Origin of the sequence: Pseudarthrobacter sp. LT1, from assembly GCF_035621795.1 — a bacterium.
Taxonomy (GTDB): Bacteria; Actinomycetota; Actinomycetes; order Actinomycetales; family Micrococcaceae; genus Arthrobacter.
Genome location: NZ_CP141830.1, coordinates 3834519 through 3850870 on the forward strand (window position 1 = coordinate 3834519; position 16352 = coordinate 3850870).

A 16352-nucleotide genomic window follows, 5' to 3' on the forward strand; every position below is an offset into this window, starting at 1 on the left:
TGGGTGCCGCCGCCTCCGTTTCGGGGGCGGGCCCAGGGCGGCCAGTGGTGACGTTTTCCACATAGCGGTTTTGGGCGGCCTGAATTGTCGGAGGGTGCTGGAAGACTCTGGCTATGGATGCGGTTGTGGGGGCGGCAACAGTAATGGAGGCGGAGCCTCGGGTGCCTTCCATCACTGATGTCCTGAGGCTCTTGGAGTCTGTTCCCATGGCGGGCGATGACGCCGGGAAGATCGATCAGATCCGTGGGTTGGAGGACCTGAAGTCGCTGGCGGGTTCCCGGCAGGCTGATACTGCTGTTGCGTTTGATTTATCCCAGCGGCGGGAGCAGGCCGATGCCGGGGTCCCGGCCGACGGGCAGGGCGCCGGGGTCGCGGCGCAGATCGCGTTGGCCCGGCGTGAATCACCGGCCCGGGGTTCCCGGCTGCTGGGCCTGGCCAAGGCCCTGACCGGCATGCCGCACACGTTCGAGGCGTTCCGTGCCGGTTTGTTGAATGAGTGGCGGGCCACGCTGATCGTAAAGGACACCATCTGCCTGTCGGCCCAGGACCGGGCCGCGGTGGATGAAGAACTCGCCGCCGACACCGGAGCCCTGGACGGCCTGGGAGACAAGGCCATTACCGCCGCGGTCCGCGCCGCCGCGTACCGGCGGGACCCCGCCTCGGTCGCGAAGCGCGCCAGCCGGGCCGTGGCCGGGCGGTGCGTGAGCCTGCGCCCGGCCCCGGACACCATGACCTACCTGACCGCGCTGCTCCCCGCCGCCCAGGGCGTCGCCGCCTACGCCGCATTATGCCGGGACGCCGACACCGCCCGAAGCGGCGGTGATGAGCGGTCGTGGGGGCAGGTCATGGCGGACACCCTCGTCGAACGCGTCACCGGCACCCCCGGCGGGATCAGCGGGGTTCAGATCCAGCTCGTCATGACCGACCGCACCCTCCTCCACGCCGACACCGAACCCGCACGGCTGCCCGGCTACGGCACCGTCCCCGCCGAACAGGCACGAAACATCGCCCTCACCGCTCCCGGTGACAACGACCTCAACCTCTGGGTGCGCCGGCTCTACACCGCCCCCGGCGCCGGTGAGCTGGTGGCGATGGACTCCACAGCCCGGCTCTTCCCGGCAGCGCTGAAACGCTTCCTTCAAATCCGGGACGACACCTGCCGGACCCCCTACTGCGACGCCCCCATCAGGCACCACGACCATGTCACCGCCTGGCACCACCGCGGACCCACCACCACCGGAAACGGCCAAGGCCTCTGCGAAGCCTGCAACCACACCAAAGAAACCCCAGGATGGGCCGCACAAACCATCCCCGGCCCACGCCACACCGTGGCAACCACCACCCCAACCGGCCACACCTACCACTCCACAGCACCACCACTGCCCGGAACCCCGCCTCTGGCGTGGGACAGGGACAGAAACAACACGTCGAGGAAAGACAGCAGGCAACTGCGTCGTACTCCCTTACGGGGAAGGCCAATCGGAGGTTCCGCACGGCCACCGGATGGGCCCCGCGACCAACCGTCCAAGTGTTGGGCCGTATCATCCAGTCCGGCATGACCTGACGGCGAACTCCCTGATGCGATGGCCCGACAAGCAGGCCTGTGGACCGCAGGGCAGGGTGGCAGATACTGGACCGGTGATTCGAGCAGCAACTACAGCAGACCTGGGGCGCATCCAAGAGATCGAGATTGCGGCCGCTGAACTCTTCCGCACCATAGGCATGGATGCGGTCGCGGACGACCTGCCACCCACCGCGGAACAATTGAACGCCTATTTTGCTGCCGGGACCGCCTGGGTGGCAACCGACCCGGCAGTCAAAGCGATCGGATACATCCTCATCGATGGACATGCCGATTGGGCTCACATCGAACAGGTTACGGTCCATCCCCAACATTCACGGCGCGGCGTCGGTGCTGCCCTGATCGACCACGTGGAGGATTGGGCCCGGGACCACGGCCATTTTTGGCTGTCCCTGACGACCTTCAGCGATGTGCCCTGGAACGGCCCCTATTACGAACGCCTCGGGTTCAGCCACCTGCCGGAATCCGAGTGGTCAGTACAACTCCGCGGCATTGTCGAACGCGAAGCGGACCGGGCGTTGGCTGCGTGGCCCCGCACGGTGATGACGCGCAGGATCCCTGCTGGACCAGTCGCTTAACATGACCATCCGCTTAAACAGCCCTGCCCCGGAAGGAACCGTTGGTTGCTTTCCGGGGCAGGGCTGCCACCCGCCGTCGGACAATCCGGATGGGGAGGCGTCCATCCAGACGGTCCGGAGCCGTGTGGCGGGGTGAGGACTAGCTGCTGATGGCGGACTTCATCTCATCTGTCGCCTTCTTGCCGGCATCCTCCGGGGACAGCCGCTCGAAGAGGACTTCGGAGGTGTAGCGCTTGATGATTTCCTGGATGGCGCCCGCACCCTTCGGCGGGGGCGCCGGAGCCTCGCCGAGTTCGTCCTTGATCTGGTCGATGAAGTTGACCACCTTGACGTCGGCCGGGGTCAGTTTCGGCTGGATGGCTGCCCGGACCTCGGAGTTGGGGTAGACGCCGCGGTCTGCAAGCAGGGCTTCGCCGGCCTTGACGTTATTGGTGAGGAAGTTGATGAACTTGGCGGTTTCCTGCGGGTGCTTGGTGCGCGATGATGCTGACCAGAACTGTGAGGCCTTGTACCAAAGCTCGGTATCCGCGGACGATCCGGTCTTGGTGGGGAACCGCAGGATCTTCAAGTCCCCGCCGCTCGCCTTTTCCAGGGCCGGGGCCTGGTTGGACCACCAGAAGGCCATGCCGTTCTTGCCTGTTGCCAGTCCGCTCTGGTCAAGCGGGGCAGCCTCGGCCTCCACCACCTCGGATGCGGACGGCACTGCCTTGTCCCTGCTGAGCTTCTTCAGGAAGGCCCACCACTCGGCGATGTCACCGGGCTCGAAGCCCAGCTTGCCGTCGGACGTATACAGCGACTTGCCGTCCTGCCGGAGCCAGACTCCCAGGGAAGCCTCGTCCGTTCCGTAGGCCGCCGCGCCATAAGTACCCTTCGGCGACTTTGCAGTGATCTCGGCTGCGATGCGGCCAAAGTCCTCCCAAGTCCACTTGGTGTCGTCCGGAAGCGGCACTCCGGCAGCCTGGAAGACGGCGGGATTGGCAAGGATGGTGGCAGCATTGATGCCGGCAGCGATGCCGGTCAGCCCCTTTTCGCCCTTGCCTGCGTTCAGTGCTGCCTCATCCAGCTTGGACGTGTCGATGTCGTACTTGGACAGGTCCAGAAGGGCACCCCGGCTTGAGTACTCCGTAATGTACTTTTCGTCCATCTGGATAATGTCGGGGGCATCATTGGCCGCCACCTGCGTGGCCAGTTTGTCCCAGTAGCCGCTCCAGTCCCCAAACTCCGGCTTGATCTTGATCTTGGGGTTTTCGGCCTCGAACTGCTTGATTGCTTCCTGCGTCAACTGCGCGCGCTTATCGCCGCCCCACCACGAGAAGCGGAGCTCTACGGTGCCGTCCGCACTCTGCGGGGCGGCTCCTCCACCGCAGGCACTGAGGGCCATAACGGCGGCGACGGCGGCGGCAATCGCGCCGGCCTTGCGGGCTCGGACGCCGCGGGTTCGGACGCTGCTGCGTTGAGAGTTAGGGCCTGAAGTTGGTGCCCCTGCTGTCTGCTTGGCAGCAGATGCAGGACGGGGAAAAAGCGGCACTGTGTACTCCGATCTTCGTTGATCCAGGTGCGGGTGATGGGTCTCAGCTGTGTGGTTGAGGAGGGGAACTCGGCGGCGGGACAGAGGCCTACCGGCTGTGCGCAACTCCCTGAAAGCGCTTTCTGCTACAGATACTATAAGTTCGCTACTTGTAATACAAGATGTTTCGTTGCTGAGGCCGGGAATGTTGCGGCCAATGGCAAACGGCCCGCCACCAGGGCGGGCCGTTCGGACCGGCATTGTCTCTGAGGGTTACTTGATGCCCGTGGTGGCGATGCCCTTGATGAGGAACCGCTGACCAAAGAGGAAGACCAGGAAGACCGGCAGCAGCGACACAATGGACATGGCGAACAGGGAACCCCAGCTCGTGGCCGACTGGGAATCCACGAAAGCCCGGAGGGCCACCGGAACGGTGAACATGTCCGGATCCGTGAGGTAGATCAGGGCACCAAAGAAGTCGTTCCACGTCCAGATGAAGGTGAAGATGGTGGTGGTGGCCAGCGCCGGCACCATCAGCGGCAGGATGACCCGCAGGAAGATGCGCGGATGGCCGGCACCGTCGATTCGTGCAGCTTCATCGAGTTCACGCGGAATACCGCGGATGAACTGGACCATGAGGAAGACGAAGAACGCGTCCGTGGCCAGCAGTTTGGGCACCAGCAGGGGCCAGAAGGTGTTCACCCAGCCGATCTGCGAGAACAGGATGTACTGCGGGACGATCACCACGTGGAACGGCAGCATGATGGTGAGAAGCATGATGCCAAAGAACAGTTTCTTCCCCGTGAACTGGAGCCGGGCAAAGGCGTAGGCGGCCATGGAGCAGGAAACGAGGTTTCCCAGGATGGAGCCGATCACCACGATGGCCGAGTTCAGCATGTAGTGGCCAAAGGGGTGGGTCAGGGCTGACCAGCCGGACGTGTAGTTGCTCATTTCCAGGCTGTTGAGCCAGAGGCCCGGCTCCCGGAAGATCATCTCGTTCGGCCGCAGCGACGACACCACCATCCACAGGAGTGGATAGATCATCAGCGCGCCGGCCAGGATCAGGATGCCGTGCTTCATGAGGGATTTGCCCCGCTGGGCCCGGCTGAAGGCCAGGGTTCCCCGGGACTCGCGGGCCCGCGGCTTGCGGTTGTTAGGCTTGCCGGCGCCGGCGGTCTTCTTGTCCGCGGCGGGCAGCGTCTCCAGGTTAGTCGTCATAGAAAACCCAATACTTAGAAGCGATGAAGTTGATGGCGGTAAAGACGCCGATGATGAGCAGCAGCACCCACGCCATGGCGGACGCGTAGCCCATGTCGAACTGGCCGAAGCCCTTTTGGTACAGGTACAGGGTGAAGAACATGGTGGAGTCTGAGGGCCCGCCGTTGCCGCCGGAGACGATGAACGCCTGGGTGAAGGACTGGAAGGAACCGATGATCTGCAGCACCAGGTTGAAGAAGATGATCGGGCTCAGCATCGGCATGGTGATCCGCCAGAACTGCTGGAGCGTGCTGGCGCCGTCCACCTTGGCGGCTTCGTAGTACATGGCGGGGATCTGCCGCAGGCCCGCCAGGAAGATAATCATGGGTGCACCAAACGTCCAGACGTGCAGCAGGATGATCGATCCCAAAGCGGTGCTGGGATCCGAGATCCAGCCCGGCCCCTGGATCCCGAACATGGCCAGGACCTGGTTGACCAGGCCCGTGGTGCCAAAGATCTGCTTCCACAGGATGGCCACGGCAACGGATCCGCCCAGGAGGGATGGCAAGTAGAACACCGAACGGTAGAACGGGAGGCCGCGGAGGCCCTTGTCCAGCACGAGGGCAATGAGCAGTGCAACGGCGAGCTGCAGGGGGACGCCGACGAAGACATAGGTGAAGGTGACCCGCAGCGAGTTGTGCAGCCGTGCGTCGCTGAGCATCCGGGTGAAGTTGTCCAGCCCAGTCCATTCCGGCGGCTGGAGCAGGTTGTAGTCGGTGAAGGACAGGTAGAGCGACATCAGCATCGGGCCGATGGTGATGGCCACCAGGCCCACCAGCCATGGCAGCAGGAAGATGTAGGCGGCCTTGTTGTCCCGCCTGTTGGCCTTCTTCTCCTCGGCGGTGGCTTTGCCCTTACGCCGGGTAAAGGAGCTGAGCTCGCTGATGGCGCTCACAGGAGCTGCTCCGTCGGGGACGCCGGGAACACTGCGTACGGCACCAGGGCCGGACGCAGCGTCCTGGGGATGTGTTTTGCGGCCATGTGGTCTCCTTTGGTCATCGTGGCCTCCACGTTGCGGTCATCGCCAGGCGATGGGAGTGCGGCACCTCCGGCACGGTCGGCTGCTGCCGCAAAAGGCTGCAGGATTCCGGCGCCGCGGGTGCCTTCGAAAATGCGGCTCCGTACCAAAGTAAACGCTTTCTTGACTCCTGCATAGCCCTTTGTTAGTTTTTCAGAAACCGTTTTCTGCTGGATGCGTCACTCCACCCTAAATGAGAAGCCGAGGGGCACAACAATGAAGTTTGGTCTCAGAAAATCCGCCATGGGAGTCACCGGCGCCATTGCCGCCCTTGCCATTGCCCTGACCGGCTGCGGCAACAGTCCCCAGGCCGGAAAGGTGGGGACGGCGGAAGATCCCGTCACCATCCGGTTCGCCTGGTGGGGAAATGACTCCAGGGCTAAAACCACCATGGAGGTCATCAAAGCCTTCGAAGCCGCCAACCCCACCATCAAGGTCCAGGGCGAAAACACGGAATACAGCTCCTATTGGGACAAAATGGCGACACAGATCGCAGGTGGAACTACGCCGGATGTCATCGCCATGAGCGGCGCTTATCCCAGCGAATACGCCAGCCGCGGCGTCCTGCTGGACCTGGACAAGGTCAAAGGCCAGATCGATACGTCGAAGTTCGCGGAAGGCACCGTGGACCTGGGCAAGATCGATGGCAGGCAGTACACCATCACGGCAGGCGTCAATTCCATGTCAATGGTCCTGGACCCCAAGGTGTTTGAAGCGGCAGGTGTCCCCATGCCCGATGACGAGAAGTGGACCTGGGACGACTACGCAAGGATCGCCGCCGGGATCACCCGGAAATCGCCCGCCGGCACCTTTGGCACCACCCCCATGGCGAACGACTCTTTCCTTGCGGTCTGGGCCCGCCAAAACGGCGAGGACCTCTACACCGACGATGGGAAGAAAATGGGCATCAGCGAGGACACTCTTGCCCGCTGGTTCGAGCTCAACAAGAAGCTGATGGATACCGGCGGCGCCCCTTCCCCATCACAGACGGTGGAGGACGGGTCCGCGCAGCCGGAGATGACCCTGATGGGACAGGGAAAGCAGGGCATGAAAATCTCCTGGAGCAACCAGATGACGTCCTACTCCGGCGCGCCCCTGGTCATGGCAAAGCTGCCGGGCGAGAGCAGCAGGCCGGGTGCCTGGCTCCGCTCCTCCATGGAGTACGCCATCTCGTCCAAGTCGTCGCAGCCCAAGGAAGCCGCCCTCTTCATCAACTACCTGGTCAACAACATGGACGCAGCGTCCAAGATCAAAAGCGACCGCGGCATGCCGGCCAACACCGAACTCAAGGCCGGCATCACTCCCCTGCTGAAGGAAACCCAGCAAAAGGAAGCCGCCTACCTGGACCGCATTGCCGCCCTTAAAGTCCAGGCCCCCAAGCCGTTCCCGGCGGGATCATCGGCAACCATGGAAGTTTTGAACCGTTACAACACGGATGTACTCTTCGGGAAGATCTCTCCGCGCGACGCGGCCAAGGGCATGATCTCCGAGGTAAACCAGAACCTCGCCTGACCGTAACGCCCACGGCGGCAGCAGGCAGGACCATTACCGAAAGGAGCCGGGCCACATGACTCCAGCACGGCCCAGCGCCATCGCCGGCTACGACGACTGGCCGGCCTACGTGAGAAGCAACCCCCGCCACCAGGCCTCAACCGCCGCGGCGCAGGAGCTTTCGGACGCGCTGGGCGTACCCGGTGCGGGTGCACTGCCGGAGGTCAGGGTGCATTGGGAGGAAACGTACGACGGCGCCACCACCTCCCAGCTCAGCTGGCAGTTGGGTTTCGGGCCGCGGACTACGGGCTGGCTGGTGCGGCCGGCTGGACGTCCCGGTCCCCTGCCGGGCGTCCTGGCACTGCACTGCCATGGCGGCAACAAGTTCGGCGGCGCGGACCGGCTGGTGGACCTCCCGGAAAGCCACCCGTCTGCGGCCGCAGCCCGTGCCGGGCTTTATGACGGGCGCGCCCTGGCCACGGACATCGCCCGCCGCGGTTTCGCTGTGCTGGCCCACGACTCCTTCGCCTGGGGCAGCCGCAGGTTTGACCTCTCAACGCCGCCGTGGCGCACCGCCTCCGCAGCGGCGGCGAGGCACGCGCAGTGGCGGGAGGACGGCGTCGTACCCACTGACGCGGACCAATACAATGCCGCCGCCGGCTTCCATGAGGACACCGTGGCCAAGGCCGCAGGCCTGCTGGGCACCAGCCTGGCCGGCATGGTGGCGTACGACGACCTCGCCGCCATGGAGGTCCTGGCAGCCCTGCCCGGGGTCGACCCGGAGAACCTGGGCTGCATCGGGTTCTCCGGCGGAGCTGGCAGGTCGCTGGCCCTGGCAGCCCTCAGTCCCCGTATCCGGGCCGCAGTGGTGACCTGCATGATGACCACCTTCGAGTCCCTCTTCCCCGCCTACCTGGACGCACACTCCTGGCTGCTGCAGACTCCGGGTCTGTGGAAGCTTGGTGACTGGCCGGAACTCACCGGCAGATCACCGGCCGCCCGGTTCCTGGTGCAATACGCCCTGGCGGATGAACTCTTCCCGGAGGACGGGATGCGCCAGGCGCACCACCTGCTGGAATCCCTGCACGCCGGTACAGACAAGTACACGGGCACCCTCTGGCCCGGAGGGCATGTCTTCACCGGGCCCATGCAGGACGAAGCACTCGATTTCCTGGCCCACACCCTGGCCGTCCGGCCCGTCCACAACCCATCCCAAGGACCCTCATGACCACACAGCACTCCGCCGCCGCGGACCAGCCGCACCAGCAGGCCGCTTCCACAGCCGTCCCGCGGGTGGCCCTGGTGGGCGTGCACGGCTTCGGCGAGCGCCACCTTGCCAACCTGTCCCGGCTCGAACAGGCCGGCGCCCTGGAACTGGTGGCCGTCGCCGATCCCAACCCGCCGCAGGCGGGCACCCTGGCCGCCCCGGTGGCTGTGTTCCCCGACCTGGATGGACTGCTTGCCGCAGAGCCGGGTGTCGACGTCGTCATCATTGCCACGCCCATCCAGACCCACGCCCCGCTGGCTTGTGCCGCGCTGGAAGCCGGGATGGACGTCTACATCGAGAAGCCGCCGGTGGCGTCCCTGGCACAGTTTGAAGAGGTCCTTGCCGTCGCCGGGGAGAATGGGCGGCTGGTCCAGGTGGGCTTCCAGAGCCTGGGGTCCCACGCGTTGCCTGCCATCACGGAGATGGTGGCTGCCGGGGATATCGGCACCGTCCTGGGCATCAGCGCCACCGGCCAGTGGCTGCGGACCAAGGCCTATTTCAAGCGCTCGCGCTGGGCCGGGAAGCGCAGCCTGGACGGCACCGATGTGGTGGACGGTGTGGCAACCAATGCGCTGGCCCACGCCGTTGCCACTGCACTCCATGTCGCCGGCGCCCACACCCTTGCAGATGTGGCCTCCGTGGAAACAGACCTGTACCGGGCCCACGGGACCGAAAGCGACGACACGTCCGTACTCCGCATCCGCACGGCCAACGGAACCACGGTGCTGTGCGCCCTCACCCTCTGCGCCCCCGAACAGCAGGACCCCACCGTGACCGTCCACGGAACCCTGGGCGACATCACGCTTTCCTACACAAAAGACGAGGTGGTCATCACCGCCGCCGATGGCGAACGCCGCGAAACCTATGGCCGCACCGACCTCCTGGAGAACCTGCTGGACGCCCGCGCCACCGGGGCGCCGCTCCTGTCCGCGCTGCAGGACACCGGCGCCTTCACCGCCGTCCTCGAAGCCATCCGCACCTCCCCCGCGCCGGCCCCGATCGACGCCGCATCCGTGGTCTGGGAAGGCGCGGGCGACGACGCCCATCCGGTGGTCCGGGGCGTCAGCGACCTCCTCGGACGGGCCGTCAAAGCGCAGGCAACATTCGCCGAGCTCGGTGTCCCATGGGCGCGGCCCATTCCGCCCGTCCGCGCGCTGACCGTGGACGGACGGCCGGTGGCGGACTACCAGGACGGCAGCCATATCCGCGCGGTCTCCTCCCCGCGGCCCTACCTGCACCCCGTCAGGACCCTGGGCGGCACCGTGGTGACGGACCACCAGCCGCTGGACCACGTATGGCATCTTGGTGCCGGCGTGGCCCTGCAGGACGTGGACGGCGTCAACTTCTGGGGCGGCCGCACCTATACCCGGGAGGCCGGAGCGTACGTCTGGCGCCCGGACCACGGCACCATCAGCGCCACAGCCGTACAGCAAACCGATGCCGCCAACGGGCACGGGGGCACGCTCCAGGAAACCCTGAGCTGGAACGGGCCGGACGGCACCCCCATCCTCCTGGAGGAACGCTCCTGGGCGTGGTCCGGCGTCGCGCCCTCCATCTGGCGGCTTTCCCTTGACTTGGCGCTGTCCCCTGCCGGCAATATGCCTGTCAGCCTGGGCAGCCCGGGCTCCAATGGCCGCTTTGAAGGCGGCTACGGCGGCTTCTTCTGGCGCCTGCCGGCCTGCGACGCCGCCACTGTCTGGACGCCCGGCGGCAGCGGCGAGGCGGAAACGCATGGCAGCGTCTCGCGCTGGCTTGCGTGGTCGGGAGCGTTCGACGGCGGCCCGGCCACCCTGGTGTTCGTGGCCCCGGAAGGCTGCACGGATCCGTGGTTCGTCCGCGTGGAAGGCTACCCGGGCGTAGGCCAGTCACTGGCATGGGACGCGCCCGTTATCGCCCGGCCGGGCAATTCCGTGCGGCGGAGCGTCACCGTTTTTGTGGCCGACGGCAACCTGGCCACAGCCGACATCGAAGCACTGATCAACCAGCAGGGGGACCCGTCATGACCCAGACAACAACCGCAACCGCTCCCCCGCAGGGGGCACGGCTGGCTCCCGGATCACCTGCGGACCGGGCCATCAAGCGCCAACGGGTCCTGGACATCCTCGCTGCTGCCGGGCGCGATTCGCTGCTCCTCACCACCAATACCGCGTTGACCTGGTACCTGGACGGCAGCCGGGTCCACATCAGCCTGGCGGGCGATCCCATCGCCGCCCTGCTGGTGGACCGGGACGGCGACCACCTGGTGACGTTCAACAACGAGGCCGGCAGGATCGCCGCCGAGGAACTGCCTTCCGGGGTCAACCTCCACACCGTCCCTTGGTACGGGAACCTGCACCAGGCCGCCGCCGCGGTTGGCACCGGTTCCCAGCCACCCCTGCCGGAAGCGGAGGTGGCCGCTGAGCTGCGCGCCGCCCGCCAGCAGCTCCTGCCCGCGGAAAGTGCGCGGTACTCGCTGCTTGGCGCCGAGCTGGCCGGCATCATGACGGACGTCCTGTCCGCCGCCCGTCCGGACACCACCGAATTCGGCCTGGTCTCGGCGCTGGCCGCCCGCGTGGTGGCAGCCGGCGCCGAGCCGCTGGTGCTCCTGTGCAACGGCAGTTCCCGCAGTGACTTCCGGCATCCGCTGCCGACGCACTCGCCCCTCGGCCGGCGCGCCATGGCCGTGGTGTGTGCCCGCCGGGACGGCCTGGTTGCCAACATCACCCGCTGGGTAAGGTTCGACGCCGGCACCCCGGAAGAGCGAGACGCCGAGGCCCGCATCACCGCAGTGGAAGCGGACATTTTTGATGCCACGGTTCCGGGGGCGCGGCTGGACAGGATCTTTGGAGAGATCCAGGCCGCCTACGTGCGGCACGGTTTCGGGGCGGACCAGTGGGAGCAGCACCACCAGGGTGGTCCTGCCGGTTATGCGGGACGCGATCCCCGCGTCACCCCAGCTGTCTCCGACACCGTGGTGCTGGACCAGGCCTTCACCTGGAACCCGTCCGGGCCCGGCGTCAAGATCGAGGACACCGTGCAGCTCACGGAGTCCGGGCTTCGCGTCCTCACCGTGGACCCACGCTGGCCGGCAGCCACGGTGAACGGCTTGGACCGGCCGTTGACGCTGCAGCTGTAGGCAGGCCGCCAGGCGCACAGAGAAACCCCGGGACCGAGGTCCCGGGGTTTTCCGTTGGTGTTGGGCTTGACGGGTGCTTGGGGCTAGGGAAGCTGCAGTTCGCCGTCCACGCGGCGCGGGATGCGCAGCGGGTTCCCCTCATGCAGGGCCGGGTGCAGCACTTCTTCCGGGGCGTCCTGGTAGGCCACAGGGCGCTGGAACCTGCGGACCGCCGTGGCACCCACGGACGTGAACAGCGAGGTGGTGGCCGGGTATGGTCCGCCGTGCTGCTGGGCCCAGTTGACGGCGACCCCGGTGGGCCAGCCTTCGAACAGGACACGTCCGGCGAGTCCGGAGAGCTGCTCCACCAGGGCAGCGATGTCCTCGCCCCGTTCACTGTGGAGGGTGGCCGTCAGGCTGCCCGGGACCTTCGCCAGGACGGCGGACAGTTCCTCCTGGTCCGCGTACTCGATGAGGATGGTGGTGGGTCCGAAGCATTCTTCCAGCAGCTGGTCCGGACGTTCCAGGACCCTGGCAGCATTGGTGGCAAAGACCACCGGCGCGGCGCCGTTTGCGGCCGCGTCCTGGTCGACGCTGCCGCTGACCACGTCCACGCCCTCCACCGATGCGAAGCTGCGCAGCCCCTCGGGGTAGGCTTCCGCGATCCTGCTGGTCAGCATGCCGTGCGCCGGTTTGTCCTTGGCGGCCTCCGCCACTTGTGCCGCGAACCCCGTCCCGGCGGGTATGAACACGAGGCCGGGCTTGGTGCAGAACTGGCCCGCTCCGAGGGTGAAGGAGCCGGCCAGCCCCGCGGCAAGTTCCGCGGAGCGCGCCTGAAGTGCCGCCGCCGTGATGACCACGGGGTTCAGGCTGCCCAGCTCGCCGTAGAACGGGATGGGGTCCGGGCGTGAGGTGGCAAGGTCGAACAGGGCACGGCCGCCGGGAATGGACCCGGTGAAGCCCACGGCCTTGATGGCAGGGTCCTGAACCAGGGCGCTGCCCACCTCGCGGCCGCTGACCAGCGCGAACAGGCCCTCGGGTGCGCCCGCGCCGCGCAGGGCCCCGGCCACGATTTCAGCGGTGCGCTCCGACAGGCGCAGGTGGCCGGAGTGCGCCTTGACGATCACGGAGCAGCCGACGGCGAGGGCTGAGGCGGTGTCTCCGCCGGCCACGGAGAAGGCGAACGGGAAGTTTGATGCAGAGAAGACGGCAACCGGGCCGATGGGCTTGAGGATCCGGCGGAGGTCCGGCTTTGGCGGGGTGGCTGACGGATCCGCGTGGTCGATGATGGCCTCCAGGTAGGAGCCCTCGGTAATCACGCGGGCGAACAGGCGCAGCTGCCCCGTGGTCCGGGCCACCTCCCCCGTGAGGCGCGGCGCCCCCAGGCTGGTCTCGGCGTCAGCGATGTCCACCAGCTCGGCGGCGTTGGCATCCAGGGCGTCCGCTACCGCCTTCAGCCAGCCGGCGCGTTCGGCGTCGGTCGCCGCGGCGGAGGTCCTGGCGGCTTCCGTGGCGGCAGCGGTGAGCTCGGACAGGGAAAGGGTTGCAGTTGTCACGTCAGGTACCTGTTCGTCGTCGTACGGAAAATAGTGGTTACAGAGCGTCCCGGAAGCGGAGCCCCAGCCCCTGCCGGTCCACCGTCGCCAGCCTGCTGTTGGTGAACCGGACCGGTGACGGGCCAGCCAGGAGGCCAAGCTGCTCGAAGGATGCCTCCTCGACGTCCTCCACCATGGTGGGCTCCGCCAGGGTCAGGGCCAGCTGCCCGGACAGTTCCGGCAGCAGGTGCGGCATGACCTTGATGCTGTGGGTCCGTGCCAGCTCCACGATCCGCCGGAACGGGGTGATGCCACCCACCCTGATGATGTTGGGCTGGATAATGTCCACCGCCTCGGCCTCAATGAAATCGCGGAACCGGTAAATGGTGTGCAGGTTTTCGCCCAAGGCTATGGGCACCGGCGAGTGTTTCCGCAGCCTCCGGTAGGCCCAGAGGTCGTCCGCGCGGAGGGGTTCCTCCAGCCAGTCCAGCCCGTACCCGGCGAGGACCTCCAGGGCGCGGAGGGTGGTGGGCAGGTCCCACCTCTGGTTCGCATCTATCATGAGCCGGCGGTCAGGGCCCAGCACGGTGCGGACGGCGGCGACCCGTTCTGCGTCCTCGCGGAGGTCCGGCTTGCCCACCTTGATTTTCACGGCGCGGTGGCCTGCGGCGACCCAGCGTTCGGTCTGCGCCACGAGCTCCTCCAGGGTGTAGTGCAGGTTCACCCCGGAGCCGTACACCTCCACCGAGTCCTGCCGCTGGCCGATGAAGCCGGTCACCGAGGTGCCGGCACTGCGGGCCTGCACATCCCAGAGGGCAAGATCCACGCCCGCCATGGCGATCGTGGTGAGACCGCCCCCGCCGGCCTCGTGCAGCCGCTTCCACAACGCGTCCCACACCGTCTCCGGATTCGCCGGAAGGCCGGTGACAAAGGGGGCGATGTCGCAGTCCAGCAGCGCCTTGACCGCCTGGGGGCCGATGGTAGGTGTCCAGGAGAAGCCAAAGCCCGTGCCGCCGTCGTCCGTGTAAAGCTCGGTGGCGATCACGTGGTTTTCCGGCGCCTCGACGCCCCAGCTGCGGCGCAGCGGAACGGTGAGGAGCCGGGTGGTCAGCCCGGTGATGCGGGGAACGGTGCGGACGGTTTCCGCCGCCGGGGCGCTCATCAGCGGCCGGCCAGCTCGTGGCCCCTGGCGAGGATAGCTTTCAGTTCAACCAGTTGCTCCTCGCTGGGATCCACCAGCGGCGGCCGGACGGATCCAACCGGCAGTCCGGCCAGGCGCAGGCCGGCCTTGATCAGGGAAACGCCGAACCCGGGGGTCTGGTCGCGGAGGCGTACGAGGGGTGCGTAAAAGCCCTCGAGCAGGGCGTTGCGGCGGTCCTCGTCCCCGGATACGTAGGCGTCGTAGTAGGCCTTGGCGATTTCCGGGGCCATGGCGAACGCTGCCGAGGAGTAGAGCGGGATGCCCAGTCCCTGGTAGGCGCCCTGCGTCAGCTCGGCGGTGAGCAGGCCGTTGAAGAACGCGAAGTCTTCCCGACCGGAGGCCCTTACCGCGGAGACGATCTCCTGGGCCAGACCCACATCGCCCAGGCCGTCCTTGAAGCCGATGACCTTCGGATTGGCAGCGAGCTTGGCCATGGATGCGGCCGTGAATTTGGCGTTGCCGCGGTGGTAGACGATGACCGGGAGGCTGCTGGCATTGGCCACGGCCTCGATGTAGGCCACCAGCCCGTCAGTGGGTCCGGTCACCAGGTACGGCGGGAGTACCAGGAGGGCGTCCGCGCCGGCCTCCTCGGCGGCGCGGGCAGCGGCGAGCGCGTGGCCCAAGGGTCCGCCGGCACCGGCCACTACGGGAACTTTTCCGGCGACAACCTCCACGGCGGCCGCCACCACGGTGCGGAGCTCTTCGATGCTGAGGGCATGGAATTCGCCAGTTCCGCAGGCGGGGAACACGCCGCCGGGGCCGAAGGGCAGCCGGGAGCCGATGTGTTCCTTGAGCAGTTCCACGTCAACGGCGCCTTCGGCCGTGAACGGGGTGACAGGGAAGAACAGTACGCCGTCGAATTTCATGGTGTCTCCTTGCCTCCGCCGCCGGCGGTAACCAGGGCAGTGGCCTCGTCGTTGAGGGTGGACTTCAGTTCGGTGCGCCAGCTGCGCCTGGGTTGCCAGCCCAGCAGTTCCTGGGCCTTGGCTATGGAAAAAGCGGGGCTGGTGCCGGTCAGGCCGGAGCTCAACGCCTCACTTCCCGGGAGGAAGGTGGGCATCAGCTCCGCGAGCGGCGCCGTTGCGAGCGCGTCGGCTGCCCCCACGAAGAAGGTTTCCCCGTTGGGAATGTCTTCCATCTTCTGCAGCAGCACGTCCAGGAAGTCCGCCACGTCCCGCGCATCCACATAGTTGAACAGGGCCGGCGCGGAGAGGGCGGGGTCGGCGAGGCGTTCGGCCAGGGTGTGCCCCTGCTGCGTCGGGGCCCCTTCCCATTCTTCCGGCGAGATCACAAAGCAGGGCCGGAACGCTGCATAGCGGATCTTCTCCCCCTGGGCGGCGGCGAACATCTGCACGGTTTGTTCGGCAATGTGCTTGGACAGCGCGTAGGCGTTCCAGGGCTTTGGCGGCGTGCGCTCGTCCAGCGGGAGTGACGGCGGCAGCCAACCGGCCGGGCAGCCGTAACCAAGGACGGTGGGGCTGCTGGCGGTAACCACCTTGGGGACGCCCAGCTCCGTCGCCGCACTGATGACGGCGAAGGCGAGCCGGGTGTTGGTGGCGAAGATGACGTCCTCGGGCGCACTGAACGGTACGGCGATCGCCGCAAGGTGGATGACGGCGTCGGGCGTTGAGGCCCCTATCAGCCGCAACGCCTCACCCGGGGCAAGCAGGTCGGCGGTTTCCTGCACGACGCCGGACGGCAGCAATTCCGCGGGCACGGCCTCGCGGTCCACTGAGATGACGTGATGGCCGGCGGCCAGCCCGGCCACCACGCTGCGGCCCAGGCGGCCGGAACCGCCGGTGACTAAAATCCTCATGGTCTT

The 16352-nt window shown here is 66.8% G+C and carries 13 protein-coding genes; 6 read left to right on the plus strand and 7 right to left on the minus strand.

Annotation, left to right across the window (positions count from 1 at the left end; all coding sequences use genetic code 11):
• The first annotated feature begins 206 nt into the window (after nucleotides 1–206).
• Both VIK36_RS18055 and VIK36_RS18060 read left to right on the plus strand, forming a co-directional pair.
• Entirely contained in the window at nucleotides 207–1559 is a 1353-nt protein-coding gene (locus tag VIK36_RS18055) for an HNH endonuclease (RefSeq protein ID WP_324645309.1), read from the plus strand.
• A gap of 79 nt (nucleotides 1560–1638) precedes the next feature.
• Nucleotides 1639–2160 carry a GNAT family N-acetyltransferase gene (locus VIK36_RS18060; RefSeq protein WP_324643060.1) on the plus strand — a complete coding sequence of 174 codons (522 nt, stop codon included), beginning with the start codon at nucleotides 1639–1641 and terminating at the stop codon, nucleotides 2158–2160.
• A 139-nt stretch (nucleotides 2161–2299) separates the two neighbouring features.
• Here VIK36_RS18060 and VIK36_RS18065 read toward each other — a convergent pair whose 3' ends face one another.
• The 3 genes from VIK36_RS18065 to VIK36_RS18075 all read right to left on the minus strand — a co-directional run bounded on the left by VIK36_RS18065 (nucleotide 2300) and on the right by VIK36_RS18075 (nucleotide 5819).
• A complete protein-coding gene (locus VIK36_RS18065) occupies nucleotides 2300–3688 on the minus strand; it encodes an ABC transporter substrate-binding protein (RefSeq protein ID WP_420716223.1) in 1389 nt (462 codons plus the stop codon).
• Nucleotides 3689–3940: 252 nt separating this feature from the next.
• Nucleotides 3941–4885 carry a carbohydrate ABC transporter permease gene (locus VIK36_RS18070; RefSeq protein WP_324643062.1) on the minus strand — a complete coding sequence of 315 codons (945 nt, stop codon included), beginning with the start codon at nucleotides 4883–4885 and terminating at the stop codon, nucleotides 3941–3943.
• Entirely contained in the window at nucleotides 4875–5819 is a 945-nt protein-coding gene (locus VIK36_RS18075; RefSeq protein WP_255173223.1) for a carbohydrate ABC transporter permease, read from the minus strand. Before VIK36_RS18075 ends, VIK36_RS18070 begins: the two co-directional genes overlap by 11 nt.
• Nucleotides 5820–6185: 366 nt before the next feature.
• On the opposite strand from VIK36_RS18075, the gene VIK36_RS18080 reads away from it, so the two are divergent.
• The 4 genes from VIK36_RS18080 to VIK36_RS18095 are packed head-to-tail and all read left to right on the plus strand — an operon-like array spanning nucleotide 6186 to nucleotide 11815.
• Complete coding sequence (locus tag VIK36_RS18080) at nucleotides 6186–7454, plus strand: sugar ABC transporter substrate-binding protein (RefSeq protein WP_324643063.1); 1269 nt, start codon at nucleotides 6186–6188, stop codon at nucleotides 7452–7454.
• Between the two features lie 55 nt (nucleotides 7455–7509).
• Nucleotides 7510–8661, plus strand: a complete 1152-nt coding sequence (locus VIK36_RS18085) for an acetylesterase (protein WP_324643064.1) — start codon at nucleotides 7510–7512, stop codon at nucleotides 8659–8661.
• Entirely contained in the window at nucleotides 8658–10703 is a 2046-nt protein-coding gene (locus VIK36_RS18090) for a DUF6807 family protein (RefSeq protein WP_324643066.1), read from the plus strand. The genes VIK36_RS18085 and VIK36_RS18090 overlap by 4 nt, the downstream gene beginning before the upstream one ends.
• Nucleotides 10700–11815, plus strand: coding sequence for a M24 family metallopeptidase (locus VIK36_RS18095; protein ID WP_324643067.1), 1116 nt, complete (start codon nucleotides 10700–10702; stop codon nucleotides 11813–11815). The genes VIK36_RS18090 and VIK36_RS18095 overlap by 4 nt, the downstream gene beginning before the upstream one ends.
• An 83-nt stretch (nucleotides 11816–11898) precedes the next feature.
• Here VIK36_RS18095 and VIK36_RS18100 read toward each other — a convergent pair whose 3' ends face one another.
• From VIK36_RS18100 to VIK36_RS18115, 4 genes are read right to left on the minus strand one after another with little or no spacing between them, the layout of a single operon-like run.
• Complete coding sequence (locus VIK36_RS18100) at nucleotides 11899–13350, minus strand: aldehyde dehydrogenase (NADP(+)) (RefSeq protein ID WP_324643068.1); 1452 nt, start codon at nucleotides 13348–13350, stop codon at nucleotides 11899–11901.
• Nucleotides 13351–13387: 37 nt separating this feature from the next.
• Complete coding sequence (locus tag VIK36_RS18105) at nucleotides 13388–14491, minus strand: mandelate racemase/muconate lactonizing enzyme family protein (RefSeq protein WP_255173228.1); 1104 nt, start codon at nucleotides 14489–14491, stop codon at nucleotides 13388–13390.
• Nucleotides 14491–15396 (minus strand): 5-dehydro-4-deoxyglucarate dehydratase, encoded by a 906-nt coding sequence (locus VIK36_RS18110; RefSeq protein WP_324643070.1) that lies wholly within the window; start codon nucleotides 15394–15396, stop codon nucleotides 14491–14493. Before VIK36_RS18110 ends, VIK36_RS18105 begins: the two co-directional genes overlap by 1 nt.
• Nucleotides 15393–16346, minus strand: coding sequence for an NAD(P)-dependent oxidoreductase (locus tag VIK36_RS18115; RefSeq protein ID WP_324643071.1), 954 nt, complete (start codon nucleotides 16344–16346; stop codon nucleotides 15393–15395). Before VIK36_RS18115 ends, VIK36_RS18110 begins: the two co-directional genes overlap by 4 nt.
• Nucleotides 16347–16352: the final 6 nt, after the last annotated feature.